Annotated in this window: 25 protein-coding genes and 1 pseudogene; 2 read left to right on the plus strand and 24 right to left on the minus strand. The window is 36.0% G+C overall.

Annotation, left to right across the window (positions count from 1 at the left end; genetic code table 11):
* Window positions 1-17 precede the first annotated feature (17 nt).
* From MKY30_RS23145 to MKY30_RS23155, 3 genes are read right to left on the minus strand one after another with little or no spacing between them, the layout of a single operon-like run.
* Window positions 18-800: a TPM domain-containing protein gene (locus MKY30_RS23145; protein WP_339282546.1), complete on the minus strand. Its 783-nt coding sequence runs from the start codon at window positions 798-800 to the stop codon at window positions 18-20.
* A complete protein-coding gene (locus tag MKY30_RS23150) occupies window positions 797-1,825 on the minus strand; it encodes a TFIIB-type zinc ribbon-containing protein (RefSeq protein WP_147211634.1) in 1,029 nt (342 codons plus the stop codon). The genes MKY30_RS23145 and MKY30_RS23150 overlap by 4 nt, the downstream gene beginning before the upstream one ends.
* A gap of 11 nt (window positions 1,826-1,836) precedes the next feature.
* A complete protein-coding gene (locus MKY30_RS23155; protein WP_147211635.1) occupies window positions 1,837-2,346 on the minus strand; it encodes a hypothetical protein in 510 nt (169 codons plus the stop codon).
* A gap of 578 nt (window positions 2,347-2,924) precedes the next feature.
* On the opposite strand from MKY30_RS23155, the gene MKY30_RS23160 reads away from it, so the two are divergent.
* Window positions 2,925-3,851: a C40 family peptidase gene (locus MKY30_RS23160; RefSeq protein ID WP_147211636.1), complete on the plus strand. Its 927-nt coding sequence runs from the start codon at window positions 2,925-2,927 to the stop codon at window positions 3,849-3,851.
* A 216-nt stretch (window positions 3,852-4,067) separates the two neighbouring features.
* Entirely contained in the window at window positions 4,068-4,616 is a 549-nt protein-coding gene (locus MKY30_RS23165) for a GNAT family N-acetyltransferase (RefSeq protein WP_156988608.1), read from the plus strand.
* A gap of 37 nt (window positions 4,617-4,653) precedes the next feature.
* On the opposite strand, the gene MKY30_RS23170 is transcribed toward MKY30_RS23165, so the two are convergent.
* The 21 genes and pseudogenes from MKY30_RS23170 to MKY30_RS23270 form a co-directional block, all read right to left on the minus strand.
* On the minus strand, window positions 4,654-5,325 hold the full coding sequence (locus MKY30_RS23170; RefSeq protein ID WP_339282547.1) for a Crp/Fnr family transcriptional regulator: 672 nt from the start codon (window positions 5,323-5,325) through the stop codon (window positions 4,654-4,656).
* Window positions 5,326-5,396: 71 nt separating this feature from the next.
* Complete coding sequence (locus MKY30_RS23175) at window positions 5,397-5,627, minus strand: heavy-metal-associated domain-containing protein (protein WP_147211638.1); 231 nt, start codon at window positions 5,625-5,627, stop codon at window positions 5,397-5,399.
* A gap of 31 nt (window positions 5,628-5,658) precedes the next feature.
* Window positions 5,659-7,560: a heavy metal translocating P-type ATPase gene (locus MKY30_RS23180; RefSeq protein ID WP_341085502.1), complete on the minus strand. Its 1,902-nt coding sequence runs from the start codon at window positions 7,558-7,560 to the stop codon at window positions 5,659-5,661.
* Between the two features lie 398 nt (window positions 7,561-7,958).
* Window positions 7,959-8,267 carry a hypothetical protein gene (locus tag MKY30_RS23185; RefSeq protein ID WP_156988537.1) on the minus strand — a complete coding sequence of 103 codons (309 nt, stop codon included), beginning with the start codon at window positions 8,265-8,267 and terminating at the stop codon, window positions 7,959-7,961.
* Window positions 8,268-8,337: 70 nt separating this feature from the next.
* Window positions 8,338-9,042, minus strand: coding sequence for a hypothetical protein (locus tag MKY30_RS23190; protein WP_147211641.1), 705 nt, complete (start codon window positions 9,040-9,042; stop codon window positions 8,338-8,340).
* 11 nt (window positions 9,043-9,053) lie between these two features.
* Window positions 9,054-9,887, minus strand: a complete 834-nt coding sequence (locus MKY30_RS23195) for an ABC transporter ATP-binding protein (RefSeq protein ID WP_147211642.1) — start codon at window positions 9,885-9,887, stop codon at window positions 9,054-9,056.
* An 81-nt stretch (window positions 9,888-9,968) separates the two neighbouring features.
* Window positions 9,969-10,691, minus strand: a complete 723-nt coding sequence (gene uppS, locus MKY30_RS23200; protein ID WP_341085505.1) for a polyprenyl diphosphate synthase — start codon at window positions 10,689-10,691, stop codon at window positions 9,969-9,971.
* 63 nt (window positions 10,692-10,754) lie between these two features.
* Window positions 10,755-11,506 (minus strand): annotated as a pseudogene (locus tag MKY30_RS23205) (phosphotransferase family protein).
* 150 nt (window positions 11,507-11,656) lie between these two features.
* On the minus strand, window positions 11,657-11,986 hold the full coding sequence (locus MKY30_RS23210) for a helix-turn-helix domain-containing protein (protein WP_147211645.1): 330 nt from the start codon (window positions 11,984-11,986) through the stop codon (window positions 11,657-11,659).
* Window positions 11,987-12,290: 304 nt separating this feature from the next.
* A complete protein-coding gene (locus MKY30_RS23215; RefSeq protein WP_186813690.1) occupies window positions 12,291-12,473 on the minus strand; it encodes an anti-repressor SinI family protein in 183 nt (60 codons plus the stop codon).
* Window positions 12,474-12,745: 272 nt separating this feature from the next.
* Entirely contained in the window at window positions 12,746-13,354 is a 609-nt protein-coding gene (locus MKY30_RS23220; protein ID WP_445667727.1) for a TetR/AcrR family transcriptional regulator, read from the minus strand.
* A 532-nt stretch (window positions 13,355-13,886) separates the two neighbouring features.
* On the minus strand, window positions 13,887-14,882 hold the full coding sequence (locus tag MKY30_RS23225) for a metallophosphoesterase (RefSeq protein ID WP_339282551.1): 996 nt from the start codon (window positions 14,880-14,882) through the stop codon (window positions 13,887-13,889).
* A 32-nt stretch (window positions 14,883-14,914) separates the two neighbouring features.
* The gene (locus MKY30_RS23230) at window positions 14,915-16,708 is read right to left on the minus strand and encodes an ABC transporter ATP-binding protein (RefSeq protein WP_341085509.1); all 1,794 of its coding nucleotides are present in this window, start codon (window positions 16,706-16,708) and stop codon (window positions 14,915-14,917) included.
* A 12-nt stretch (window positions 16,709-16,720) separates the two neighbouring features.
* Complete coding sequence (locus MKY30_RS23235) at window positions 16,721-17,893, minus strand: nucleotidyltransferase domain-containing protein (RefSeq protein ID WP_147211649.1); 1,173 nt, start codon at window positions 17,891-17,893, stop codon at window positions 16,721-16,723.
* Window positions 17,894-17,898: 5 nt separating this feature from the next.
* Window positions 17,899-18,357 (minus strand): lasso peptide biosynthesis B2 protein, encoded by a 459-nt coding sequence (locus MKY30_RS23240; RefSeq protein ID WP_147211650.1) that lies wholly within the window; start codon window positions 18,355-18,357, stop codon window positions 17,899-17,901.
* Between the two features lie 15 nt (window positions 18,358-18,372).
* A complete protein-coding gene (locus MKY30_RS23245) occupies window positions 18,373-18,663 on the minus strand; it encodes a lasso peptide biosynthesis PqqD family chaperone (RefSeq protein WP_147211651.1) in 291 nt (96 codons plus the stop codon).
* Window positions 18,664-18,680: 17 nt separating this feature from the next.
* On the minus strand, window positions 18,681-19,643 hold the full coding sequence (locus tag MKY30_RS23250; protein ID WP_147211652.1) for an aldolase: 963 nt from the start codon (window positions 19,641-19,643) through the stop codon (window positions 18,681-18,683).
* A 216-nt stretch (window positions 19,644-19,859) separates the two neighbouring features.
* Complete coding sequence (locus tag MKY30_RS23255) at window positions 19,860-20,003, minus strand: paeninodin family lasso peptide (RefSeq protein WP_147211653.1); 144 nt, start codon at window positions 20,001-20,003, stop codon at window positions 19,860-19,862.
* Entirely contained in the window at window positions 19,957-21,939 is a 1,983-nt protein-coding gene (locus MKY30_RS23260; RefSeq protein ID WP_339282554.1) for an asparagine synthase-related protein, read from the minus strand. The genes MKY30_RS23255 and MKY30_RS23260 overlap by 47 nt, the downstream gene beginning before the upstream one ends.
* Window positions 21,940-22,200: 261 nt before the next feature.
* Complete coding sequence (locus tag MKY30_RS23265; RefSeq protein WP_341085513.1) at window positions 22,201-22,830, minus strand: hypothetical protein; 630 nt, start codon at window positions 22,828-22,830, stop codon at window positions 22,201-22,203.
* A 71-nt stretch (window positions 22,831-22,901) separates the two neighbouring features.
* Entirely contained in the window at window positions 22,902-23,867 is a 966-nt protein-coding gene (locus tag MKY30_RS23270) for a PIG-L deacetylase family protein (protein ID WP_341085515.1), read from the minus strand.
* Window positions 23,868-23,904 lie beyond the last annotated feature (37 nt).

Consider the following 23,904-nt stretch of genomic DNA (forward strand, 5'->3'; position numbering starts at 1 on the left):
ATATAGCCTTCTATAAGTTAAAATTTACCGCGTGCTCCAGAATGTGAATGACCTCCTCTTGTCATTCCACCTCCGCCACCTCCGCGGCCACCTCCAGTGTTTTTCTGAATTTTTGTTTTCGTAACGGTTTGACGCAAGTATCTATCTGACTTGTTTTTCACGCGTGAATTATTTGCATCAAGATACGTGCTTGCATTAGTTGTTACACGTCCACCCATATTAAAAATCATTGAGCCGACCACAGCTGCCCCAATTATAACAGCAACCAATAAATGAAACCATGTCTGAAGTAAAAAACCATCTGGATTTACCAATGGGCTAACTCCCATATATTTATCTACTTTTTCAAAATATAATAAGCTCGCATCATAATAATCATTTGCTGATAAATCTGGAATGATCTGATCTACGATTTGCTGTCCACGATCACTATCTATATATTTTTCCCCTTCATAAAAACCCGCTACATATATGTCGCGATTTCCCGGCCCCTTAGAAAAATCGAGGCCTAAAATAACAGTATCTCCATGATTCCCATCATATCCGGGTCCTTGCGCATCATAGAAATCCTCGATATACGGTTCAATATCTATTCCATCCTGCTCGCCCTTCGTCAAAATAAGAATATCAATCTCATTCTCTTCACTATACTCAGCTGCTCTCTGCTCCAGGTCGGTCCTCTCATTATCGGTAAATATATTTGCATCATCGTAAATATACTGCTTCTCTGCAAAAACTCCAGGAATAATAAATAAAGATATTAGTAAAAGAAAACTGGCTGTGATTATATACTTTCTCATAAAATATCACCGCCCAGCATAATAGCTATTGTTTTGAATAAAACAAATGATCCGCCGGCAATGCCAGAAAACCAGAGTGCAGCCTTTGAATAGCTCAGCGGCGGCTTACCGACAATTTTCCCTGTCTGTCCGTTCATCGCAAATGTATGCTCCTGTTTATCAAAATCATAATAAACCATCCAAACCGGTAAGAGCACATAATAGCTGTTTGCTTTCTTTGTACGGATATTCTTCTGTTCATAATTTACAGAGGTGTAGCCCCGTACAGTTGAACCTATATAAGTATCCAAAAATCCTCTGATTTTTGCTTTTACCCGATCAAACAGCTCATCATCGGTATAATTATATTTTTCTGCTAAATAACCAGCTAAATAAGGTGTTTTAAAGCCTTCCAGCTTGTTGTAGTCATAAGGCTCTAATTTATCCATCAGCTCATCATCCATTTTTTCTGATGCATCCACAGGAACCTTTAAATAACTGATATCAATATCCCGGTGTACCCGATAATACTTTGTCTCTGTATAACGGTAATCTCCGCGCCGGTATGTACGCACCTTGGTTCCTGTTGCCTTCACCTCTACATCATTATCCAGGTCATACATCCAAAACGGGACGTACATTCCGGTAATATTTTTGACGCGGTCAGCTGTCATAAAGCCCTTTGGTGTCAGCCTGCCATTTTTACACCATTTTTTAAATGCCTGCATCGCTTCCTCTTTGCTGATGGTAAATGGTATAACTTTAGCAGGGGCCAGCTCACCGGATAATCGATCAGCAAGAACCACTCCTGCACCGCAAAAGCTGCATGATGTCGCTGTTGTATCTGCATCTGTCAAGACAACAGCTCCACAGTTTTCACAATGATATTCTTTCGCCTCATCTTCTTCAAAAGACTGCGTAATATTTACATCATCAAATGTATCAATATGCTCCTCATGACCACAGCTATCGCAAGCCAAGTGACCAGATGCACTGTCAAATCCCATATCCGCCCCACAATTAGGACATTTATAATGTACTAACATCCGTCTTCACCTCATTTTTCTGATCGCAATTCAAGCAGTGCCTCTGCCTCAGCAAGCTCAAACTGAATTTTTTCTTCTTCTTTTGCAGTATATTTTATTATATCCGCTTCATTTTCTTTAGCCGTAGTTTCTCTCTGCATTGCGTCGAGCCGGTCAAAGGTTTCATTAAACGTCTGGCTCATCCGCTCATAGCTTTGCTTGAAAGGAACCATCTGAGCTTCTAAATCATAGTTTTGCTTTTGCAATTTTTCAATCTCTTGGAGTGCCGCTTCTCTTTGTATTTGAAAACGGCTTTTTTCATTAGGTTGTTCTGTTCTTTCTTCATACTTTGCAAATTTATCTGCAAGGCTCTGTTTTTCTATAATTTCTTCATTTATTCTTGTTATATTTACTTGAATTGTATCTATTTTGGCACGCATTTCCCGCATTATCCTATCCATTTCTTTTTTACTTTTCTGTAAGTTTTGCCTGCTTTTCTTTGCTTCTCGTTCAGATGAATAAAAGCCTCTAAAAAAACCCATTCTGAATCATCCCTTTCTTCCGAGCTTATGTATTTGTACGTTTGAATATAATAAAAGGTTTCATCGGTATTTTCATTTTGCAGACCAGTTACCAGCAAATAACTCTTGTAATCTGGCTAATTACCTTAAAGGATACCGTATTTTCTTCAGGATTTCTAATTATCTTTGAAAAAAGAGAGATTTATTTTACAGGATTGTAATAAAAATAGCTTTTCGACATGAAAATGAAATGAAAAAACAGTGAATTTCTCTGAAAATATTGATGTAGACAATATCGAAACGTGTCTAATCCTGTAATATATTTTAATAATTTGTTATCGTTCCTTAAAAATATGGACACCTTCTTGTGATGTCTCTATGTTAACTTGTACATAGTGAAAAAAAATAAACGCTCACCTAACAGCTTAATGAGCGGTCAAGATGTTCATGTCCATTACTCTAGTTATCAATCAATTCGTATTTCTCTCTGACTAGTAGCAGGAGTTTTACGGACAAGCACATCATGATGGAATGAAATCTTCTACATAGGTTTCTATTTTTCAACAAAATTATAGTAAAAATTTTAAGGAGGAATTCTTTTGGCACCATCGAATCTTAACGCAAAAAAGTATGTAATTTCTACTGCATTTGCAGCAACTCTAGCTCTTACTCCAGTGGTAGGATCCAGCGTATTAGCTAATGCAGGAGAAGGATCTTCTGAGGGAGATATCACCTACGAAGAAAGTAACCTCCCAAATATTAATGCAGAACAATCTTCTGAGACAGAAACTCCGTCTGCAACAGTTAATTCTTCTCTTATTCAACAAGGTGATTCAGGTTCAGGAGTAGAAGAATTACAAAGTTCATTACAAAATCTTGGTTACTCTTCCAGCAATGTAGATGGTATCTTTGGTGAACTTACTGCACAAGACGTAAGAAATTTCCAATCTGATCAAGGATTGCAGGTAGATGGTATTGTAGGACCAGCTACTTCTGAAGCATTAGGAAATCCTGTTGAGGCAGCTCCAGAAGCGCCAAGCTCTGAAGAAGCTTCTGAACCGGAAGCAGATGAAGGTGAGCTTGTAATTGAGGAAGTAGATAATTCTGACGACTCTAGTGAAACAGAAGCACCTGCTACAGCCAGCGGGGCAAATATTGTAGCTGCAGCAGAAAGTGCACTAGGAATTCCTTATCAATTCGGAGCATACACACCAGGAGACCCAAATCCTTCTGCATTAGACAGCAGTGGATTAATCAACTATACATTTGAACAAGTGGGTATCAGTGTTTCCCGTACACACGCTGGAATGTGGGCAAATGACGGAGTGCATGTAGATTCTCCAAGCCCTGGCGATGTTGTTTTCTTCGAAGGAACTTACGATACAGCCGGTGCATCTCATAGCGGAATCTACATTGGTAATAATCAAATGATTCACGCAAGCAGCGGAAGCGGTCAAATGGTTGTTGCAGATATGAGCATTGATTACTGGCAAGACCATTATCTTGGAGCTAAATCTTTTCAATAATAATTTTTAAAACAGGCGTAAGCAGTTACGCTTGTTTTTTTATGTCCACATTTCTAACCATTTTTTGTTATAATCAATGTAATTCAATCTAAAGGAGCTGATTTAAAATGAAACAGGTTATACAGGTGATTGGAAAGTAAAGATATTTTCCCTTTTCAATCATTTTTCATAGAAAAAATCAAACAAAAATGAAGTGAAAAGGAGATTCATCATTTGATGTATACAGATAATAACCTTACGATTCGCACTATTAAAAAAGAAGATTTACCACGTTTGTGGGAACTGATTTTTAAAAATGAAAAACCGGAATGGAAAAAATGGGACGCCCCTTATTTCCCACATCAGACAAAACCGTTAGAAGCCTTTTTGTCAGAGCAAGAAGTTTGGTTAGCTTCCGAAAATTGCTGGATTGTAGAAGTTGACGGTCAGGTTCGGGGAACAGTTTCTTATTACTGGGAGCACGAGCCTTCATCCTGGCTGGAAATGGGTATTGTATTACATGAAGCAGAATCCTGGGGGAAGAGCATCGGCACACGAGCTTTGAGATTATGGATTAATCATCTCTTTAACCATTTACCCCTCGTACGTGTCGGTTTAACTACCTGGTCCGGCAACCAGCGGATGATTCGAGTAGCGGAAAAACTCGGGATGCAGATGGAAGCACGGATTCGGAAGGTCCGGTATTACAATGGAGAATATTATGATTCTATCCGTATGGGGATGCTGCGCGAGGAATGGGAACAGCAATATTACAGTAATTATTAATCTAAAAAAGACAGGTCTTTTACGAGACCTGTCTTTTTTAGATTAATAATAAACGGTTCTCCAATTCCTTTTTATCATGAAGTTTTATTTTATTTCTATTCCTTTTAATAAGTCCTTCTTGTTCCAGCCATTTTAATTTTCGGGAAACTGTTTCTGGTGTTGTTCCCAAGAAAGAAGCTAATTCTTTCATTTTCATTGGAATTTCTACTTGCGCTGATTCAGTGGTTTTATATAAATCAAGGAGATACGTCATTAAGCGTTCTTCCACTTTTTCCATCATTAAAAATCGGGTTTGCTGTTCTGCCTCCATCATTTTTTGGGCATTGATTTCTAACAGCTTCAAACTTAATTGCGGATACTGCAATAATATTTTTTGAAAATCCTCCTGTGTTAACAAGCAGACTTCTGTTTGTTGCAATGCTTCAGCAAATAGATTTTCATTTCGGGCTCCTAACAGCAAACCTTCCCCTTCATAGCCACTGGGTCCGACAACTCTTAATAATTGCTCGCGGCCAGCTGCTGAAAGTTGATATACCTTCATATTTCCACGTGCAACCACAACTAATTTCGGGTCTCCATCGGGTGTAATAATCTGCTCTCCTTTTTCAAAAATACGATGATTTACCAGCGGATTAATCAACCTTTGATCTTCTAAATTCAAATGATGAAAAAGTGGTACTGCGGCTACACATAAATGCTCTTGGTTCATCGTAAGCCCTCCGTTTCAAAATCCGGCTTTATTTAAGAAATTGAATAAAGCTGAGAATCTATCTTCTTTTCTCAATTATATGCCTGTACTTTTGTATTTTCTACTGTATAACCCAGATTTTCAATAACTCCTGTTAATTTGTCAGCACTTGTTTCCTTATTATCAATTTCCGCTTTTACCTTGCTGGCATTAAATAGTACATTAACCTTTTTAACACCCTGCTGCTTCCGAACAGCACTTTCAATTTTTTGGATACATGATGGACAAGTTAGGCTTTCTAATTGAATTATTACTTTTTCCATGAATAACCCCTTCTTTCTTTTATTTATATTTTTATTGTGCTTCTAATTTTTCATTTAGTACTTGATAGCTATCAAGTTTTTCAAATTTTGTACGATAACGTAATAGACGCATCCCATTGATAACAACTGCTAAGATGCTTAATTCATGTACCAGCATACCGCTGGCCATGTAAATATATCCGAAAACTAATCCGATAAGCAGAAAAATCACTGTACCCACAGCAATAATGATATTTTCTTTCATATTTGCTACTGTTTTCTTTGCTAAACCAAAGGCGTGAATTAATTTTTTAAAATTAGAATGTATTAAAACAATATCAGAGGTGTCCACCGCTACGTCCGTGCCATTTCCCATTGCAATTCCTACATCTGCTAAAGCGATAGAAGGACTATCATTCACACCATCACCGACAAAAGCTACCGTTCTTCCTTTATCTTGAAGCCGTTTCATAAAGCTGGATTTATCTTCTGGAAGGAAGTCACCATGGATCTCCGTTATTCCCAATTCATTTCCCACCATCTCTGCTGTTGTCTGATTATCTCCTGTCAACATTACAAAATACTTTATTCCCATTTGTTTTAATATCCGCAGCGTTCCTTTTGCATCTGGACGAACTTGGTCTTTAACACCAATTAACAATGCCAGCTGATTATTAATTGCTGCAAACACCGTAGAATTTCCTGATTGTTGGAGGCAGAGTAAGTCCTGTTCTGCTTGACTGTTTACTAAAACAGCATGATTCTCCATTAATGTTTGATTACCAATTATTATTTTCTGTGCATCGATTTGTGCAATAATTCCCTGTCCTTTCACAACTTCTGTTTTATTAATTTTTGCATATCTGGTTTCCCTCACATAGTCTAATATTGCTTGTCCCAACGGGTGCTCTGATTCTCTTTCCACACTGGCAGTCAGCCAAAGCGCTTCTTGTATATCATCCGTATATGCTTTCACTTCAGAAACTGCCGGCTTGCCATTGGTTAATGTCCCTGTTTTATCAAATATCATTGTATCTACTTTACTAACTGCGTTCATCAATTCACCGTTCTTTATTAAAATGCCATTCTTTGCTCCATTTCCAATTCCGGCAACGTTAGAAACAGGTACACCAATAACCAATGCTCCTGGACATCCTAAAATCAAAATCGTGATTGCCAAGTGGATATTCTGAAAAAGAAAACCGACGATAAACGCAAGCAGCAATACAATCGGCGTGTAGTACTTTGCAAAACGGTCAATAAATCGTTCCGCTTTAGATTTATTATCCTGTGCTTCTTCAACAAGTTCAATAATTTTTCCAAAAGTCGTGTCTTCCCCTATTTTCTCAGCTTCTATCTTCAACGTACCATTTTCTAAAATTGTACCGGCAAACACTTTCTCTCCGATTGCTTTGCCAGTTACCCTGGATTCTCCTGTCACGCTCGCTTCATTGATATAGCCATCCCCTTCTCGAATAGCACCATCTACAGGGATTTGTGCTCCCGTTTTAACAAGAAGCAAATCTCCTTTATTTACTTCCTCAATAGGAATTTCTTCTATGTCAGCTTTATCGATCCGTAAAGCACTGGCAGGTGCCATTTTTATGAGTTCCTGAATGGCTGAACGTGTTCTCTCTAGTGTCTTTTGTTCCAATAAACCTCCAAATAAAAACAGAAAGATAACAATAGCTGATTCACTGAACTCACCAATGATAAACGCTCCAGATACAGCAATAGATACCAACAATTCAATACTGATTATTTTTACTTTTAGTGCTTGATACGCTTGGATAAATATCGAAGGAATACCAATAACGGAAGCCATTATCATTGCAAGTGAATATCCTAAATCCCAATCAAATGAAAATTTAAAAATAAACCCTAGAACAATCAAAACACCGCCGATAAGTACAAAGGTATACTTATGTTTTATAAATAATTTCTGCAACTTCATTTTCTTTCCCTCCTCTCTGTTCACACTGTTATTTTATAATGAGGGAAAAAGAAAATAATTGATGACTATCAAGATATGAAAAAACACTCTCGAAAATGGTGATTTATTTCAAATAAAAAAAAGCACCTCGAAAGGTACTTTTTATTCAATATATTCCAGAATAATTCTTAAACAAAAGCTTGTTCTTCGTTTTTTAATAACAGTTCCTTTTAGCTGATTAATATATACAGAAAAAAGAATTTGTATTAAAACAATACTCTATTTTGCGGGAATTTTTGGTGAGATAAATAATCACAAATGTTTCCTGTAAGGCGAGTAATCGCAGCTCCAGCCCAACCTACCGAAAGATATCATAAATAGTTCATTAATCATCATATAGCTGCTTTTTGCGCGCCCTCTTATAAAACACCTTTTGTTACTCTTGCTAATACTTTGTTAAGCAAACCTAAACAACAAAATAGTACGGCAACTACAATTACAAAAAATATGGCAGAACGGAGAAAAGTAAATGGGATAAAGCTGACAAGCCAGTTTCCAACATAATAAATAAGTACAAATACAATCGCAACTGTTATCAAATACGAAATAAGCACGCCGAATACTTGAACATAATTAAGTTTTGAATACGTTTCTTTAAGTTCTTTTCTGTTTTTCCAAAAATTAAAAACTAATAAAACAGTACACAAAACAGAAAGTACACCAGCCAAGAATCTCCACCTCTATTTCTATGTTGTAAATCTTCTGCTGCTTATCAAACTATGCTAATAGCATCATTTATTACCGTCTTCTATTTGCCAATATTAGAAACAACAGCAGAATAATTCCAGCATAAATCATAATCCATAAAAATGGAAGATAGGATATACCGGACAAACTTTCTCCCTTCCATTGAATCAGTGGCCGTTGTGTAATTGTTGCTGGGGGTAAAAGCCAGACAATGTATTTAAACGATGCAGGTAAAATATTCTCAATACCGGGTGCAGCAATAGACAAAATAATAGTCAGCACTAAACCTCCATAAGCGTTGATAGCACTTTCCATCATCATCTTACTAAAAAATCCGGCAACACCAATTCCCAGAACAGCTAAGAGAAGATGATTTACAAAGGATATGAAACCAACGGCAGGAGATACAGAATCAGAAAACATATTAAAAATAATGGGATAGAGAAATGCAAATACAGTTAACAGAGCGGCAATCAGTGCAACAGTCAACAATTTTGCCAGATAATACCGATAGCTGCTTCCCAAATGCAAAATCATCAGCTGTCTTTGTACAGGTGAATCCAGGGATAGAACACTCAAACACAGCCAGGCGGAAATCACAAATAAAAATAATGCCGTAATCGCATAACTATCAATAATTGGATTTGGCTTGTATGTATAAAACACCAGGATTAACACAAAAAAAGTGGAAATTGGCGGAAAATATTTATGGGAACGTACATAGTCATGCAAACTATATTGAATTACATCTTTCAAAAAATCTCTCCTTAGTTATTAACATCTGTGCTGTTAACAGATTCGATACTTCCTCCAGATTTAAGAACTCTCATTAAAATTTGATTACTATTTTTAGAGCTTACATATAGTAATAATCTATCTTCTCTTTTTTCACTATATAATACTTCCTTCCATTCCTCTACATCGCTATCTATGAAGCCTTTTGTCTCAATCAGCTTCATACCTTGTTTTTCCGTCAGCATTTCTTCTGCCAGGCGGCCATCTCTTATGTAATAGGTTTGATCCACAATCCCCTCAAATATAGAAGCTTCATGATAGGTCAACAATACCGTTGTCTTCTGCTCCTTCAATTCGCTGATGATAGAAAGTAATTCCTGCTGCGCTGATATATCCAATCCAGATAACGGCTCATCCAGAATTAATAGTTCCGGCTGCTGAAGAATTGCTTGAATAATCCCGACTTTTTGGATATTCCCCTTGGATAACTCATTAATTCTTCGATTACTCCATTTATCTAATTGAAAACGACGCAGTAATAATGAAATACGCTGTTCCAGAATAGCTTCTGGGATACCATTTATCTTTCCGATATAGTGCAAATACTCATCCGGTGTAAAACGGAGATATTTGGGAAACCTTTCCGGCACATAACCAGTCCGCATGTTCTTAAAAGCATATAAAATCTTCCCTGAATCCGGCCGTTCTATCCCTGCTGCAATCCGTAAAAAGGTGCTTTTACCGCTTCCATTCTCCCCCAGTATGGCAATAACCTGTTTTTCTTTTATGTGAAGGGAAACATCATATAAAACTTTCTTCTTTCCATATTTCTTGTTAATATTTTTTAGTTCTGCAAGCTGCTTCATGCAATACTCCTTGTTGTGTCATTTCATCATATCTCTGTATAACACTTGGAAAATATATTTTCATATACTAACGGAAGCTGGTTATACTTTTTGCTTCATCAAATAGCTGTTATAATCCTGAAAAGCCACAGCCAGATTTTCAACCTTAAAATCCGGCCAGAATGTTTTATCCGCCCATAAATAGGCATTATGTATCTGCCAAAGCAGGAAATTACTAATTCTGCGTTCTCCGGCAGTACGAATCAAAATATCAATATCAGACTGCTCCTGTGTATCTAAATAATGATTAAAATTTTCTACATTAAGCGACTGAATGATTGTATTATCTTCTTGTGACGCATCGTTAATTCTTTTTATAGCCCGAATAATTTCAGACCTTGCTCCATAATTTAGAGCTATATTACAAACCATACCATCATTATCTTTGGTCAACAAAATAGTTTTGTTTATTTCCTCTATTAATTTTTCCGGTAATCCATTCAAATCACCAATATGAAGGAAACGTATATTATTTTCTATCGCTTCCTGTCTCCACTCAAGCAAAAATTTCACAAATAACTGCATTAAATAATTTACTTCTTTGATTGGGCGCTTCCAATTTTCAGTGGAAAATCCATAGAGAGATAAATATTTTACGCCTGCTTTCTTACATTCAATAGTCATCTCCTTCACAGTATTCACACCTGCAAGATGACCGGCACTGCGCGGCAATCCCCGTTTTTTTGCCCATCGTCCATTTCCATCACAAATCATTGCTACATGCTTTGGTATATAGTCCAAATTCATCCAATAATCTGTATTCATTGATCCGCATCTCCTTAAGTAAAACATTTATACATCTTTTTAAGCAAAATTATTTTATTTCCATTATAAACGATAGCTGTTAATAATTTCTATCCATTGGGCTGTATTCTCTGTTGACACTTGTTCTGATAACCTCGCTCCGGCAATTATTGGGGTCCACCGCAAAATCTCCTCTTTGGACAATCCGCTCTTCTCACAGTAAATCTGAAGATAGCTGTCAGCCAATTCAGTAAAATGCTGACTATATAAAAGATATGTCCTGCATACATCGGCCCGGATGTCTCCGGCACTGGAGTCAACCCAGTCAATGATATACATCTTTCCGTCTGCTGAAATCAAATTAAACAGATGAAAATCTCCGTGACAAAGTCTGTTTTCAAAAGTTATCGTGTCCAGTCTTCGCAATAGATCGTTTTTATATTTTTCTGTTAAACTGACAGCCGCCTTAATCTGCCGGCAAAACTTATCATACATTAACTCCGAAGCATCTAAATTGGAAATCACCCGATGTATCTTTTGCTGGATATCCACGGAAACAGCCAGGTAATATTCGCTTGTTCTTTATTACTTAAATACAAGTCTCCTAGAGTGCTTCCTTTAATATATTCCATCATAATAGCTTGTTTCCCCTGAAACTCACTAACATCGAAGACCTTCGGAACAGGAAGACCTGCTGAATTGGCAAACCTTTGTTTCCCCGCTTCCATCTCAGCTTCTGTATCAGGCAAATAATCATTGAAAACCTTTACAATTTTATTGTTATGAAGATATATTTCAGCAGTATTCCCTTTTGCTATTAGAGCATTTGTACTCATTTCTTTCTTCTCCCTTGCCGATTCTTTTATCGTTCAGTTTCTATGTTTGATGCAGGTCATTTCATCAAGATATCACGTTGTTGTTTTATTAAAATTTAAGTCCATATAATCAAAAAAACCGTAAAGCACGTTGCTAAACGGTTAGGTGACTTATTTATCTTGTTCTCGCCGCCATTTATTAAATTCCAGATATTCTTTAAATTGTTCTTTTGAAACTCCGGATTCCATTGCTTCTTTTACAATTTTCATCCACTCACTATCTAACTCCGTTTCAACTACCGTATTATTATCATTTATTAAATCGTTTACAGAAACATCCAACACTTGACTGATTTTCTCGATAAACTGGATGGAAGGGTTTGATTGAAGGTTTCGCTCAATTGAGCTTAAATAGGATTTCGCTACTCCTGCTTTTTCAGCAAGCTCAGAAAGTGACATCCTCTTTTCTTTTCGCAATTGTTTTATTTTTTCACCAATCAAGTTTTTCACCTCTTTCTCTGCAAATTATATCATAACTTTGGTGAAGAGTTCTATTATTATTTTGAGGATGTATAGAAAGTTAATTCTTAGTGAGGATTTAAGTATAATTATGGTATTTTACGCCTTCATAATTAGAAATAAAAGTATAATAATTAGACTGGAGAGAAATCAATTGTATATTTAAATTGTAATTTTACAAGAAAATGCACCTTGCAAATTGATATTCAATATTGCTTAGGTATCTTTATTTTACCACATTTTGCTAAAGGTGCATTTTTTAAAAGCTCTATAAATAAAATCCAAATCAAACGTTAGATTTTTCTCTTATATGATTCAGAAATTTGCGGACTTCCTCAAGTGACAGGCCTAATTTTTTTGCTTCTTTTATTAATGTAATCCATTCTCGATCAAATACAACATTTTCAATTTTCTTTTTCACAACCCCGCCCCCATCATTAATATAGATAATATGGTTACTACCAGTCATTCATGCTGCTTAAAGATTTTTCTACTTATCAAACAGGGTAAAAATATTAAAAATAATTAAAATGAAATATTCCGAAATTTTATTTTGAGTTATTATCACAAAGGCAACAAAGATATGAATGGTAGTTGCCACCCATATTAATGACTAATTTCAATTATTAATGAAATGATGAAGCATACGTCAAATGAATCTAACATTTCACCTCCCTTCTTCAAATTGATTAACATACCAGTAGATTTATTTTTAGAACAATGTGTCTGTAAATTTTAATTCTATTTATATCCCCTTATCATGCCATATAACAAGAATTGGACAATTTCCTTAGCAAGTGCTTCCGGTTCTTTTAATCCTGTAAATAATTGCGTTTTTGTCAGATGCTCTATCATACCTACCAGACTTTCCGAAACAAACTTCATATCAAGGTGAAGATGAAAATAGCCGATTTCTTTCTCATAAAGAAGGTTATCTTTTATTTGATTTGCCATTTTTTCTTTGATCTCATCAGCTTCTGCCGACATATAAAAACCAATGATTGTTAAGTACATATTTTCTGCAAAAAATTTTAAAATAGCACTTAATCCTTCTGCAATACGATCTTCTAAAGAATGTTCATCAATTCCAGGACTAAGCCTGCTTTTTGTTGTCAAATCGGTTAGCTTAATTCGAAATGAATCAAGTATTTCCTGGAAAATTGCCTGCTTACTTTGAAAATATAAATAAAAACTTGGCTGTGTTAGACCAGCTTTTTCAACGATTGTGCTTACCTTTGTTTCATGATAACCATTATTGGCAAATTCCTCTTTAGCAATAGTAAGAAATAATTCCCTGCTTTTTGTTCCATCTGCTCCTTTTTTTCTTCCTCTTTGATTCAAGAAAAACACCTGCTTCAGTCAATATTAAATATATTACTCATTAGTAATATTATTCATTAGTATTATAATAGAATGAAATTTATATAGTCAAGGGATAATGATCACAAAAAGCTTTTCATCCCTGTCATTACAAGTCTACAATTTTTTTAACAGATAACATAAAATAATAAGTGATATTGATAACTATATTTCCTCCACTCTTTTTGTTTTAAAAGGCGGAATAGAAACTCCCCAAGATTACCTATAAACATAAATACACAAGCCTATTTTACTATATATTTAGCGCGAATCGCTTGACTTGTTTTGTCTTTAGCACACTAGTTTTGTCATATAAGAAAATTCAAATTATGACATGTTTTTCACTTATTCAAACGACTTTTTGTGAAGTAAATGACTATAACCACAGCCCCATTCATCAAATTGGGCTTCATTTTACTATAAATCTGCATTATTCATTGAAACAGAATCTGTGAATAATAAAGAATAAAATCAAAAAGTAAGTCGAATTTCCAGCTGAATTTTTTACAATTAAATCCTTGCTTTATTGCCTATTAGCTGTCCCTTTCAAGATAACAAGATTAATTTCAGGAGTATTAAACAACCGGAATTTCATAAAAGATACCGCACCGCTGCTACCGAGACCTGCACTAACATATTGCTTGGTGTCAGCGTATTCCCATAACCCTTTTATACGATCTTGCGGTGGAAATAAGCTGTTTGGTTCATACCAGGGCTCTGGAATGAAGGGAGCACCAATAAAAGGTAAACGAATCTGTCCCCCATGATAATGTCCTGCCATAATCAAATCATAATCTGTCCATTTTAAATCAGGATTAGCTTGAATATGGTCGATTCGAATATCAGGAATCGGATAATGGTTCAATGCAATAAGAATGTCCGATTCACTTCGGTTATCGAGCACTGTTAACTCTTCCCACAGCTCTTCCTGTTGCAGAAGATAGCTTTCTTCATTAATATAGTCCGGCTTTAAAATTCCTTGTACGCTTCCCATATATTGCGGATCTTTTAAGATAGATAATTCAAAATGAACAAAATGAACATTTTTCCCATTGGTCGAAATCGAGTGGATAGACTCTAATAAATGAACACCTCGTTCTTCCATTCCTTGGGTGAAATCACTCTTTTCTACTTTTCTTCCAACCTGATAATTTGCCGGATCTGTATTCCCTGGTACATATAATGCATTTTCTTTATTATCAATTCCTTCAATTAATGTGTAAAAGCTGTCGTAGTTGGTGCTTTCTACGTCATCAAGCATATCGCCTGTAAAAACAATGACGTCATAGGCTATTGAATTGATTGATTCTATCAGTTTTTTCTGGTTTTCACCAAATTGCTTTTCATGCAGATCACTAACCTGAAGAATACGAAATCCTTCCAGCTGCTTCGGTAGATGGTCAATTATGATTTCCTGTCTTGTGATGATAAACCGATTATTGTCCCAAATAGTATATATAAGAATTACAAGAAATATTAAAAATACGGACAGAAGAATCCTTTTTCTTATTTTTCTCACAGTTTATCGCTCTCCAATATATGGGCTCTCTCTTATCTCATTGCTTCTATCTGATTACTCAAAAGATGACTGAACATACTTTTCTTCTCTTTAGAAAGCTCGATAAAGCCTCCCTGTTGAATAATCTTTCCTTCTTCCAGTACAACGACCTGATCGGCATTTTGAATCGTTGATAGACGATGTGCAATAACGATAATCGTCATCTTACCTTTCAGCCTTTCCAGTGCAGCCTGAATTTTGGACTCATTCGCTGTATCTAAAGCGCTGGTTGCTTCATCTAAAACAAGAATGGATGGTTTTCTTAATATAGCCCGTGCTAATACGAGACGCTGTCGTTCACCGCCAGATAACTTAATTCCTCGATCACCAATAATGGTATCTAGTCCATCAGGAAGTTTCTTTACAAAATCTATAGCCGACGAGAATTCCAAGGCTTCCCATAGTTCTTCCTCTGTCACATTTGTTTTTACTATTTCCAGGTTTTCTCTAATACTTGTATTGAAAAGAAATGGCTCCTGTGGTACATAGCTGATAGATTTTCTCCAGGCTGAGATATTATTGTACGAAAGCGAAACGCCATCAATTAGAATTTTTCCATTCTCCGGCTGGTTCAGTCCCAATAACAAATCAATTAATGTGCTTTTTCCTGCTCCAGAGCGCCCTACAAATGCTGTCATTTTATTGGGCGGGATAACCAGATTAATATTGGTTAAAGCACAATCAGCATTTTCATTATAGCGAAAATAGATTTGATCACATTGAATAGCTTTTTTCATTTTAATTGAGGTATTTTTTAAACTTTCATCCGTATTAAACTCTTTGGCATTTCTACATTCATCCTGTAAAGTAATTACTGCTCTGAAAGAAGGAATTGTTGCTGCGATTTGTTCCATCGATGACTGGATTCCTGCAACTCCCGGCCACAGCCGTGAAAATATAATGATAATCAGCAGAAGCTGTGCAGCCTGTGCATGAAACATCATTATTGCAAAATAGATAAAAACAGCGATTAAAATAGCAGAAGCCATTTTATAATATAATTGTGATGTTGATTTTAATTTTATATACTCCACTTGTTCATTTTCCATTTCTTTTGTGATTAGCCCAAACCAGTCTAATCTTGATTTTTCCAATGTATTACTTTTGATATCTTTTATCCCATTCATATGATCAGTAATCCCGCTGATATATTCCTTAGATAATTCATAATTCCTGTTTCCTAAAGTCAATGACCTTTTTAGAAATTTACGGTTAAAAAGAATAAGAACAGATCCACATAGGAGTACAAATGTTGTAATTACAGGAGAAAGAATAAATGCCAGCCCTATCTGAATAAAAGTGAAGACAATAGATGATATAAATTGTAATACTGAATATACACCTACACTGGAACGTGCAATTTCTGATGTTAAAATATTAATAAAATCGGACTTTCTATTTCTAATGAAAACCTGCCAGTTAGAATACAGTAACAATTTATATGTTTCCACACGCATATATCTTAAAAATCCCTGCTGTAACCTGTTGTTTTTCACATTAAGCTGTCGCTTTACAATATTTTGTCCAACGGCAATCATGATAAAAATGGCTAATATAATCGGCAGACCAGCAGCTGCTGGAATATCTGCCATAAAATCAAATATACTTAATATCGGTATTCTTACTGCTCCCATATCAACAATGCCGCTCATACTGATCAATGGGACAAGTAATAGAATCGCTGCACTATCTAGTAAACCGATGCCGGCCATTGCAAATAAATTAATATAGACGATCTTCCCCGAATAACGATAGATTTGCTTCAAAAAATATATAATGGATTTCATCTCTATGTCTCCTTATGATAATACATGCTTCTTTCTTTTTCGCCATACCCAGAGAAATGGACGAAGCGGAAAATAGAGAAAATGGAGCGTTTTTGGTAACGGTAAGGTTTTCATATCATCCGGATATGGATACAGCAAACTTAAAGTAAAAAGAATCCTCTGCTCCGTCGACATTAAGCCCGTTAAATACTTTTTATGATACTTCACTACATTTTCAGGTAATGGTAACGTATATATATTAATCATGGATTCCAAATAAAAAATTGATTTTGCTGCTAGTCTTTTCGAACGGCTGTTCACTAAATATTGCTGCATCTCATTAGAAAGCTTTCTATTAAATAATTCAGACACAAGTATCATACCTTGTCCTCCCACCTGAAGATAACCAAAGCGTTTTAGCCGATTATATATCCTGTTCCAGTTTAATTCTTTATCCATTAATTGATGAATATCAAATAACCATCGTAAGCGCGACCATCCATGCTGTGCCCCATGCATATTAAGATATAAATAGAGATCCTCATTGCTTAGCATATAGACCTCATTACCCGGAATTGTGCTCTGCTTTCTTCTTTCCCATAATTCATTAAAATTCGGCTCTTTCGCCGGACCGGTATTCAATCTCCAATGAATTTCTATCGTGATTTTCTTTTGCGGATGATAATAGTTAACATGACGATGTCTCCACTTCCATTCATTTAATTCTTTATTTATTTCATATTCCTTTTCATAGCCTTGAGCTAATAGCAGATGCTCCGCCTCATCAAGTTTTTCTATCGGAATAAGAACATCCAGATCCCTGGACGTACGAAGGGAGATATCACCGTACAACGCTTGAGCAAGTACTGGCCCTTTTAAAAAAAGAAGCCGAATGTGATTGTCTGAAAACAGCTTACTGATCTTTTGCATCTCTGAGCCTAAGAAAAGCATTTTCATTGTATTTCTTCTATAAAGCCAGGAAAACCTTTCTAAAACGAAGGGAGGAACAATACCTTCCTTTACCTTTTTCAATTTCGGATAAAGTACCGGATAAATACGGTGATGAATTGCCAAATCAATGAAAGTTTCCCAATTAATATCTGTGAAAGTTTCCCATTCTTCCAGATGATTATTCCTTAATAATTCGATCATTAGCTGTAATTCTTCAGGTATATTACGAAGGTCCAATTGATGTCTATTTTCCATTTATTTCACCTTTTATCCTTTGTATCTATTTTCTTTGCAAACTTGCTGACAACCGTAAACCGTTCTGCTCCTTCTAATCCCGTTACAAAGAATGGACCACTGCGCAACCATGCATGAGCAATTAATTTTCCATCCTCATCTTTTGCTATTCCTAAGTAAAGTGTACTTTCTATGTCCCGCTTTTCTAACATTTTCAATGCAGCTATGCCCTTGACAAGACACTCACTCTCCCAAAATGTATACTTGCTCATAATATGGATAGCCTGCGATATCCCCATCAATGTCTTTTTATATTCTGGGTTTAAATCTGTTGAGGTTTCTTTCATTTTTTCCCCTAATGAAGGTGCTATTTTCGAAAAGGACATTGCTTTAATAAGACGGGCAAAAGCAAGATAAATATATGCTTCAAATAGAAGGTGCCTCATTTTCTTATTTAAAGATAGAAATAATATCATCCTTCTCATCCCGCTCCCCCTTTTTTAAGCAAACTCTATTTTTACCAAACCTTCTTCTGATAAACGGTCTATAAATCTGAGTACCTGCTCCCTGCATTCATGCTCTCCCACATCATATTCCTTAACTAATGATTGAATCAGGTCTTGTATAGAAATAGGCTTTTTCATACAATCCCAAATCACTCCACCTGTTTCACCAAGATTGTAGTACTTTCCATTTTCAATACTTAACATGACCTTTTCCCCGTCCATATCGCTGACAATAAGTCCCTCTAATTGACTTACAATATCACTGTTTGAAATCGTTTTATTCATATTACTATCTCTCCCTTTCAATAGATTGTTGCTGCTTTTTCATTATTTACATTCCTATCCTTCGCAATTAAGCTTAAAATGTTATCTACTAATTCATTGACTGTGAATCGGGAGACAGGACGTATGATTCGATAAAAATCAAGGTTGTTCGCCAGATTAGCAGAAAATGCGAAGTGCCAATCCATTAATCCGGAACGATTTATCATAAAATTACGGTAGGTATTATGAAACAGGACAGGGAAACGTGCTAATTTTTGGATGGATACTATTTCAATATCATTTTGATTAGCTTTGCTTAAAACAAAAATTCCGGCTAAAGGTATTGATCTATCAACAAAATGGTCATTAACCGGTATATTAAATTTTGTTTCTCTATTATAGATTGGTTTAAATTGATCTGATTCTATGCCAAATCGATCTAAGCTCTCCTGCCATAACTTTTGCTGTGGATATGAAGGTATAGCGAGCGGAATATTATCTTCAGATAGTGTCACCGCCATGATATCGTCTGTCAGTAAATGAAAGCCGCGGCTTAAAAATGCGGAAGCAAGCGTTGATTTCCCTGCACCAGAATCGCCCACAATAGCATAGGCTTTTCCATTTATGACAATGCAACTTCCATGTATCGGCATTATTTTTCTTTGCATGAGCAGAACACCTAAACATGTTCCAAGCAAGTAAAGCCTGATTTGATTATTGTTTGAACCCTCAATCGGTGAGACTGAAATAGCTCTTCCATCTTCAATCATATAAATGGCCGCACCTGGAACTTTAATCATACAAAGTTTCTTTTTTATGTAGTAATAAGCATCTGGTTCGGCAAGCTTTGACCATAAGGAAGATAAATTGGTTTCTATTATAGTTAAATCAGCTTCATCAAAATTCTTGCGACTGACAGGTATTAATTCTGGTAATGGGAAATCACTTAAAATATTTAATCCAAATGCTTTATAGGAATGAATTTTTGGGATTTCAAACATCTATTAATCACCCTCTTTTTATAATAAACAGACTATTTCAGACAAGTGGAGTACATGAACTAAGAAAAAATGAGCCCTTATACAAACGGGACGGTATAAGGGCAATAATCTACCGACTTCAACTATTCGAAGAGCACTGCGATTCAGGTTTAAGTATCTATCTTTGGTTGAAGACCATATTGATCTTGTAAAATTCTCTCATTTGGAATGTGCAGCTTAACTTATGTCTTCTCCCGGATTAGGATCCGGTTTGTTATATCTGCCAATAAAAAATCCATCCCAGGAATCGCCTTTAAAGCTTGCCATTGTCTCTTTAATATCCAATAATTCCAATTTGGGCTCTTTCCATTGCTTTTTCATTTGTATCACCTCCTTCAAGGTAAAATGTTTTCAGAAATCGATAAACGATGATACTGCGCATTAGCATCCTCAGCTCAGGCTTAAAAGCAAGATCACCCTTTGGCTTTTCCATAGCAGATGACAGGGCATTTCTAATAGAATCTGTATTCAAATATTGTGCTGTATCCTTGTCTTTTAACAGCTCTTTCACCTCATTAATAAAGTCTGTCCAGCAGGGTATCATGCGGTGAAGCCAATCTGCTGCCTGGACACCGTACTTTGTCTGGTTTAACCGTACTTTATCAGGCAAATATCCTTTTGTTGCATTTCTGATTAATGCCCGATCCATTCCGTTATTAATAAATTGTTCTAACGGCAGGGACATACAATAATTAATCACCCGGATATCATTTGTCGGATCACGCATTAGTGTCCCATATTGCAGGGATAGCTTTGAAAATGCTATTCCATTTGAATTCCATATAAATTCATTATCAATAAGATAGTTTCTTTGATTTAAAATGTTGAGATCAGTAAGTCCATCTGCTCCCATTCCATATCTCTGAAGTTTTTCAAACACATTCATTTTATTAGCAAAATCAGGATTCACAAGCATTGGAAAAGAATTATCATCTTCCCTGTTTAAAAACGGAAATGCCTGTTTACTTATAAGTGATAACAGCTTTTTTCTGCCTATCCCGATGTTTCTGCTATAAGGCTTAAGCTCACGGGCAAAATGAAACCACTTCATTCTCTTTAATAAGTGTCCATAATATTCCATTGCCGGTCCCCAGGATATTGTAAAATTCCCTCTGGCACCGCTTAACAAAACTCCGACATTATCCTTGGCTGCCTGTTCAAAAATCCCCTTCATCCAGAATGAATTCTCAAAGAATTTATAAGGCGATTCGATAATTTCCAGCCATTCATCCATATCATTGTATGGATTCTTACTTTCCAGGCTTAAATAATGATCTTCAATATTCCCTACATAATCAATCGTAGCATGGATGTATGGACGTTCATCCGGGTAATAGTTTCCTGGTGTATAGTCAATAAAATCTGCTGCCGGGATTGAGCTGTAGGTATGTAATTTTTTGTTCTGGCTTTGTAATGTTTTTGCAGCAAAACTGACAACAGAACCTGAATCAAGTCCGCCGCTCAGCTGAGAACCGACAGATTTAAATGTACGTAATCTCGAATCAACCGATTTCTGGAATATATCACGAAAAGCCTCCACATATTCATCATCTTGTTTGAATCTGATTTTGTCATTAAATGACAGCACCTGATATTTAGAAAGCTTCACCTTCCCTTCTATCACAGTAATCATATGTGATGGGGGAACTTGCAGGATATTTCTAACAACCGTTCTTGATACATCAATTGCGTCTATAAAGGTCGAAATCGCTAAATACTCAGCCAGCCATTCCTCATTTAATTGTCTGTTAACATAGGGCAGCTTTAACAGCGGCTCCATAACTGTACAAAATGCAAATCGCTGATCATCAGAAAAATAGTAGAGTGACCTTGAACCGGAAAAATCTCTCGCTCCAAACAGCTTTTGGTTTTTTTCATCCCAAACCATAAAAGCAAAGTCGCCAACCAAATATTTTGGAGACTCCTCGCCCCATTTCGCGTAAGCAATCAATATTAATTGGCTATCCGGCATTCCTTTTCTTTCTTCACGCTGAACTCCTAATTTATCAAATAATTCCTCCCGATTATCGATGATTGCGTCTGATGTAATTGCCAGTTGTCTATCATCATAGAAAGGAAGCTGTTCATTAATTGATTCGGGTGTAACCCACTGTGCATGACAGCCTAAGAACACATTTTTATTGTTCCAGATTTGCACTTGATCAGCCGGAAACTTTCTTAATGCCAGCATCATCTGCCGCCCAAATTGTTGCGGAACAGCACTATTCACGTGATAAATTCCAGCAATTGCACTCATCATATCTTCTCCAATATATAGGATTAGCTTATTGTTCTTATTAAAGAACAATAAAATTTTAAAAAACTAAATCCCACTTTTGAATTAAAGCAGTTTATTTAGTTATTCATTTAAAAAGGGATAATAAATTTTCGTTCTATATAAAGAACATATACTATTTTACATAATAATTCAATACTTATTTCTAATTTTTTGATAATTAGTTACCTCTAATAGACTTCTTCCTAATAAAGTCCTGTAAAAATGAAGTAGAGGGAATACTCATCTATTGATAAAGTGACTGTATTTTTTTACCTTAACGAGTCCATCACAAACAGAGATAGTATGTGACGGGGGAACTTGTATTATATTTTTATAAATTGTTGACGAAGGATTAATAGAATCACTCCCATCCGGGCTGCCCAGGAAGAAGTCTGCAATCCAAACTTCATTGAAGCTCTTATCTACAAATGGCAATAATAGCAGCGGCTGTATTAATGTGCAAAAGGCAAAATGCTTTTGGTCATGAAAGTAATAAATGGGTCTGGTGCCCGAATAATCTCTCGCGCCAAAAAGTTTTTGTTCTTTACCATCCCAAATCATAAAAGCAAAATCACCAACTAAATATCTCGGTAATTCTTCTCCCCATTTTTGATAGGCAAGCAAGATTAACTCGTTGTCCCGCAGACTTGCTCTCTTGAGACGATTAATTTCTAAGCTGTCAAATAGTTCATTACGATTAGCTACTTCTGTATCTGCAGTAATTGCCAGTAATCTCGCGTTATAACAATTAGGTAAATCTTCTTCAACCGACTCGCAGATCATCCGCGTAGAGTGGCAACCGAGAAAAATATTTTTCTGCTGCCATAGCACAGCATCATCTACAAGGAATTTTTGTAATTCCTTCATCATTATATATATATGATTTCCTTGTACCGATTCATTATTAAACTGATAGATTCCAACGATAGCACCCAGAGAAATCACCTCCCATTCATCAATTTTTTCATTTTATTTTTTGAATGATAAAGCTTGCCGTGAACAGTGGACTCATTAATTTGTAAATGTTTTATAAATTTAGAGAACTGGGTAATTAATGGCCGGATGCTTGCTTCCTGGAAATTGGAGTACGCTAATAGTTCTTTTTCTAAATCATCCAAGTCCGCTTTCCGGATGGCTTCTCCCATTAAATAATATTTAGCAACATCCTGAGATTTATGACATGCCAGCATTTGCTTTTTTAGCTTGTACTGAGCACCTGAGAGCTTCATTAGAGTTTCTTCTGTCTCCGTTGATTTACAATTTCTAAAACGAATATCCTCCGTACCAAGAGGCTGCAGCTGATTATATTCCGCCCACTCATAAACATTAGAAAAGTCCAGCTTCTTACAAACTGATTTTACAACATAGCTTGTTATGTCATGATCATTGTGTCCACCCTCCATACAGTGAACATATACTTTTTTAGGCTGATATTTTTCCATTAAAAAAAGAACATCCTTCGCTATTTCATTTAAGTAGCGATGTGTTCCTGCATCGGGAAATCCAAGACAATACACATTTTCTTCTGGGATATTTAATAATGATAACCCCTGTAAACCCTCTCTATATCTTTCCTCCGCTCTATCCTTTGAAAACGCCTCAGGCATCCGCCAGCTTTCACCAATTAACCCGGAACCATTGGTCACATACGTTACGACAGCGTTCTCTCTCTTTTCCTGATGACTATATAAAATTGAAGACAAACCCAAAACCTCATCATCCGGATGCGCAGCAAAAACAAGTATATCTGCTTCCTGTTTTATATTATCCTGGAATTCTCTTCCCAGCATTTTTTTGGGATATCTGTACAGTCCCCGTGTGTATTCGATAAGCTTAATCATTCTTTCTTCACCAATGGTCCGCTTCATTCCCTGAAAAACCAGGCTCTTCAACCTAACAGCAGCCAAAATAATCTTCATCCTCTCTCTAATCTTTATTGATGTA

Origin of the sequence: Oceanobacillus sp. FSL W8-0428, from assembly GCF_038004405.1 — a bacterium.
Classification (GTDB): Bacteria; Bacillota; Bacilli; order Bacillales; family Amphibacillaceae; genus Oceanobacillus; species Oceanobacillus sojae.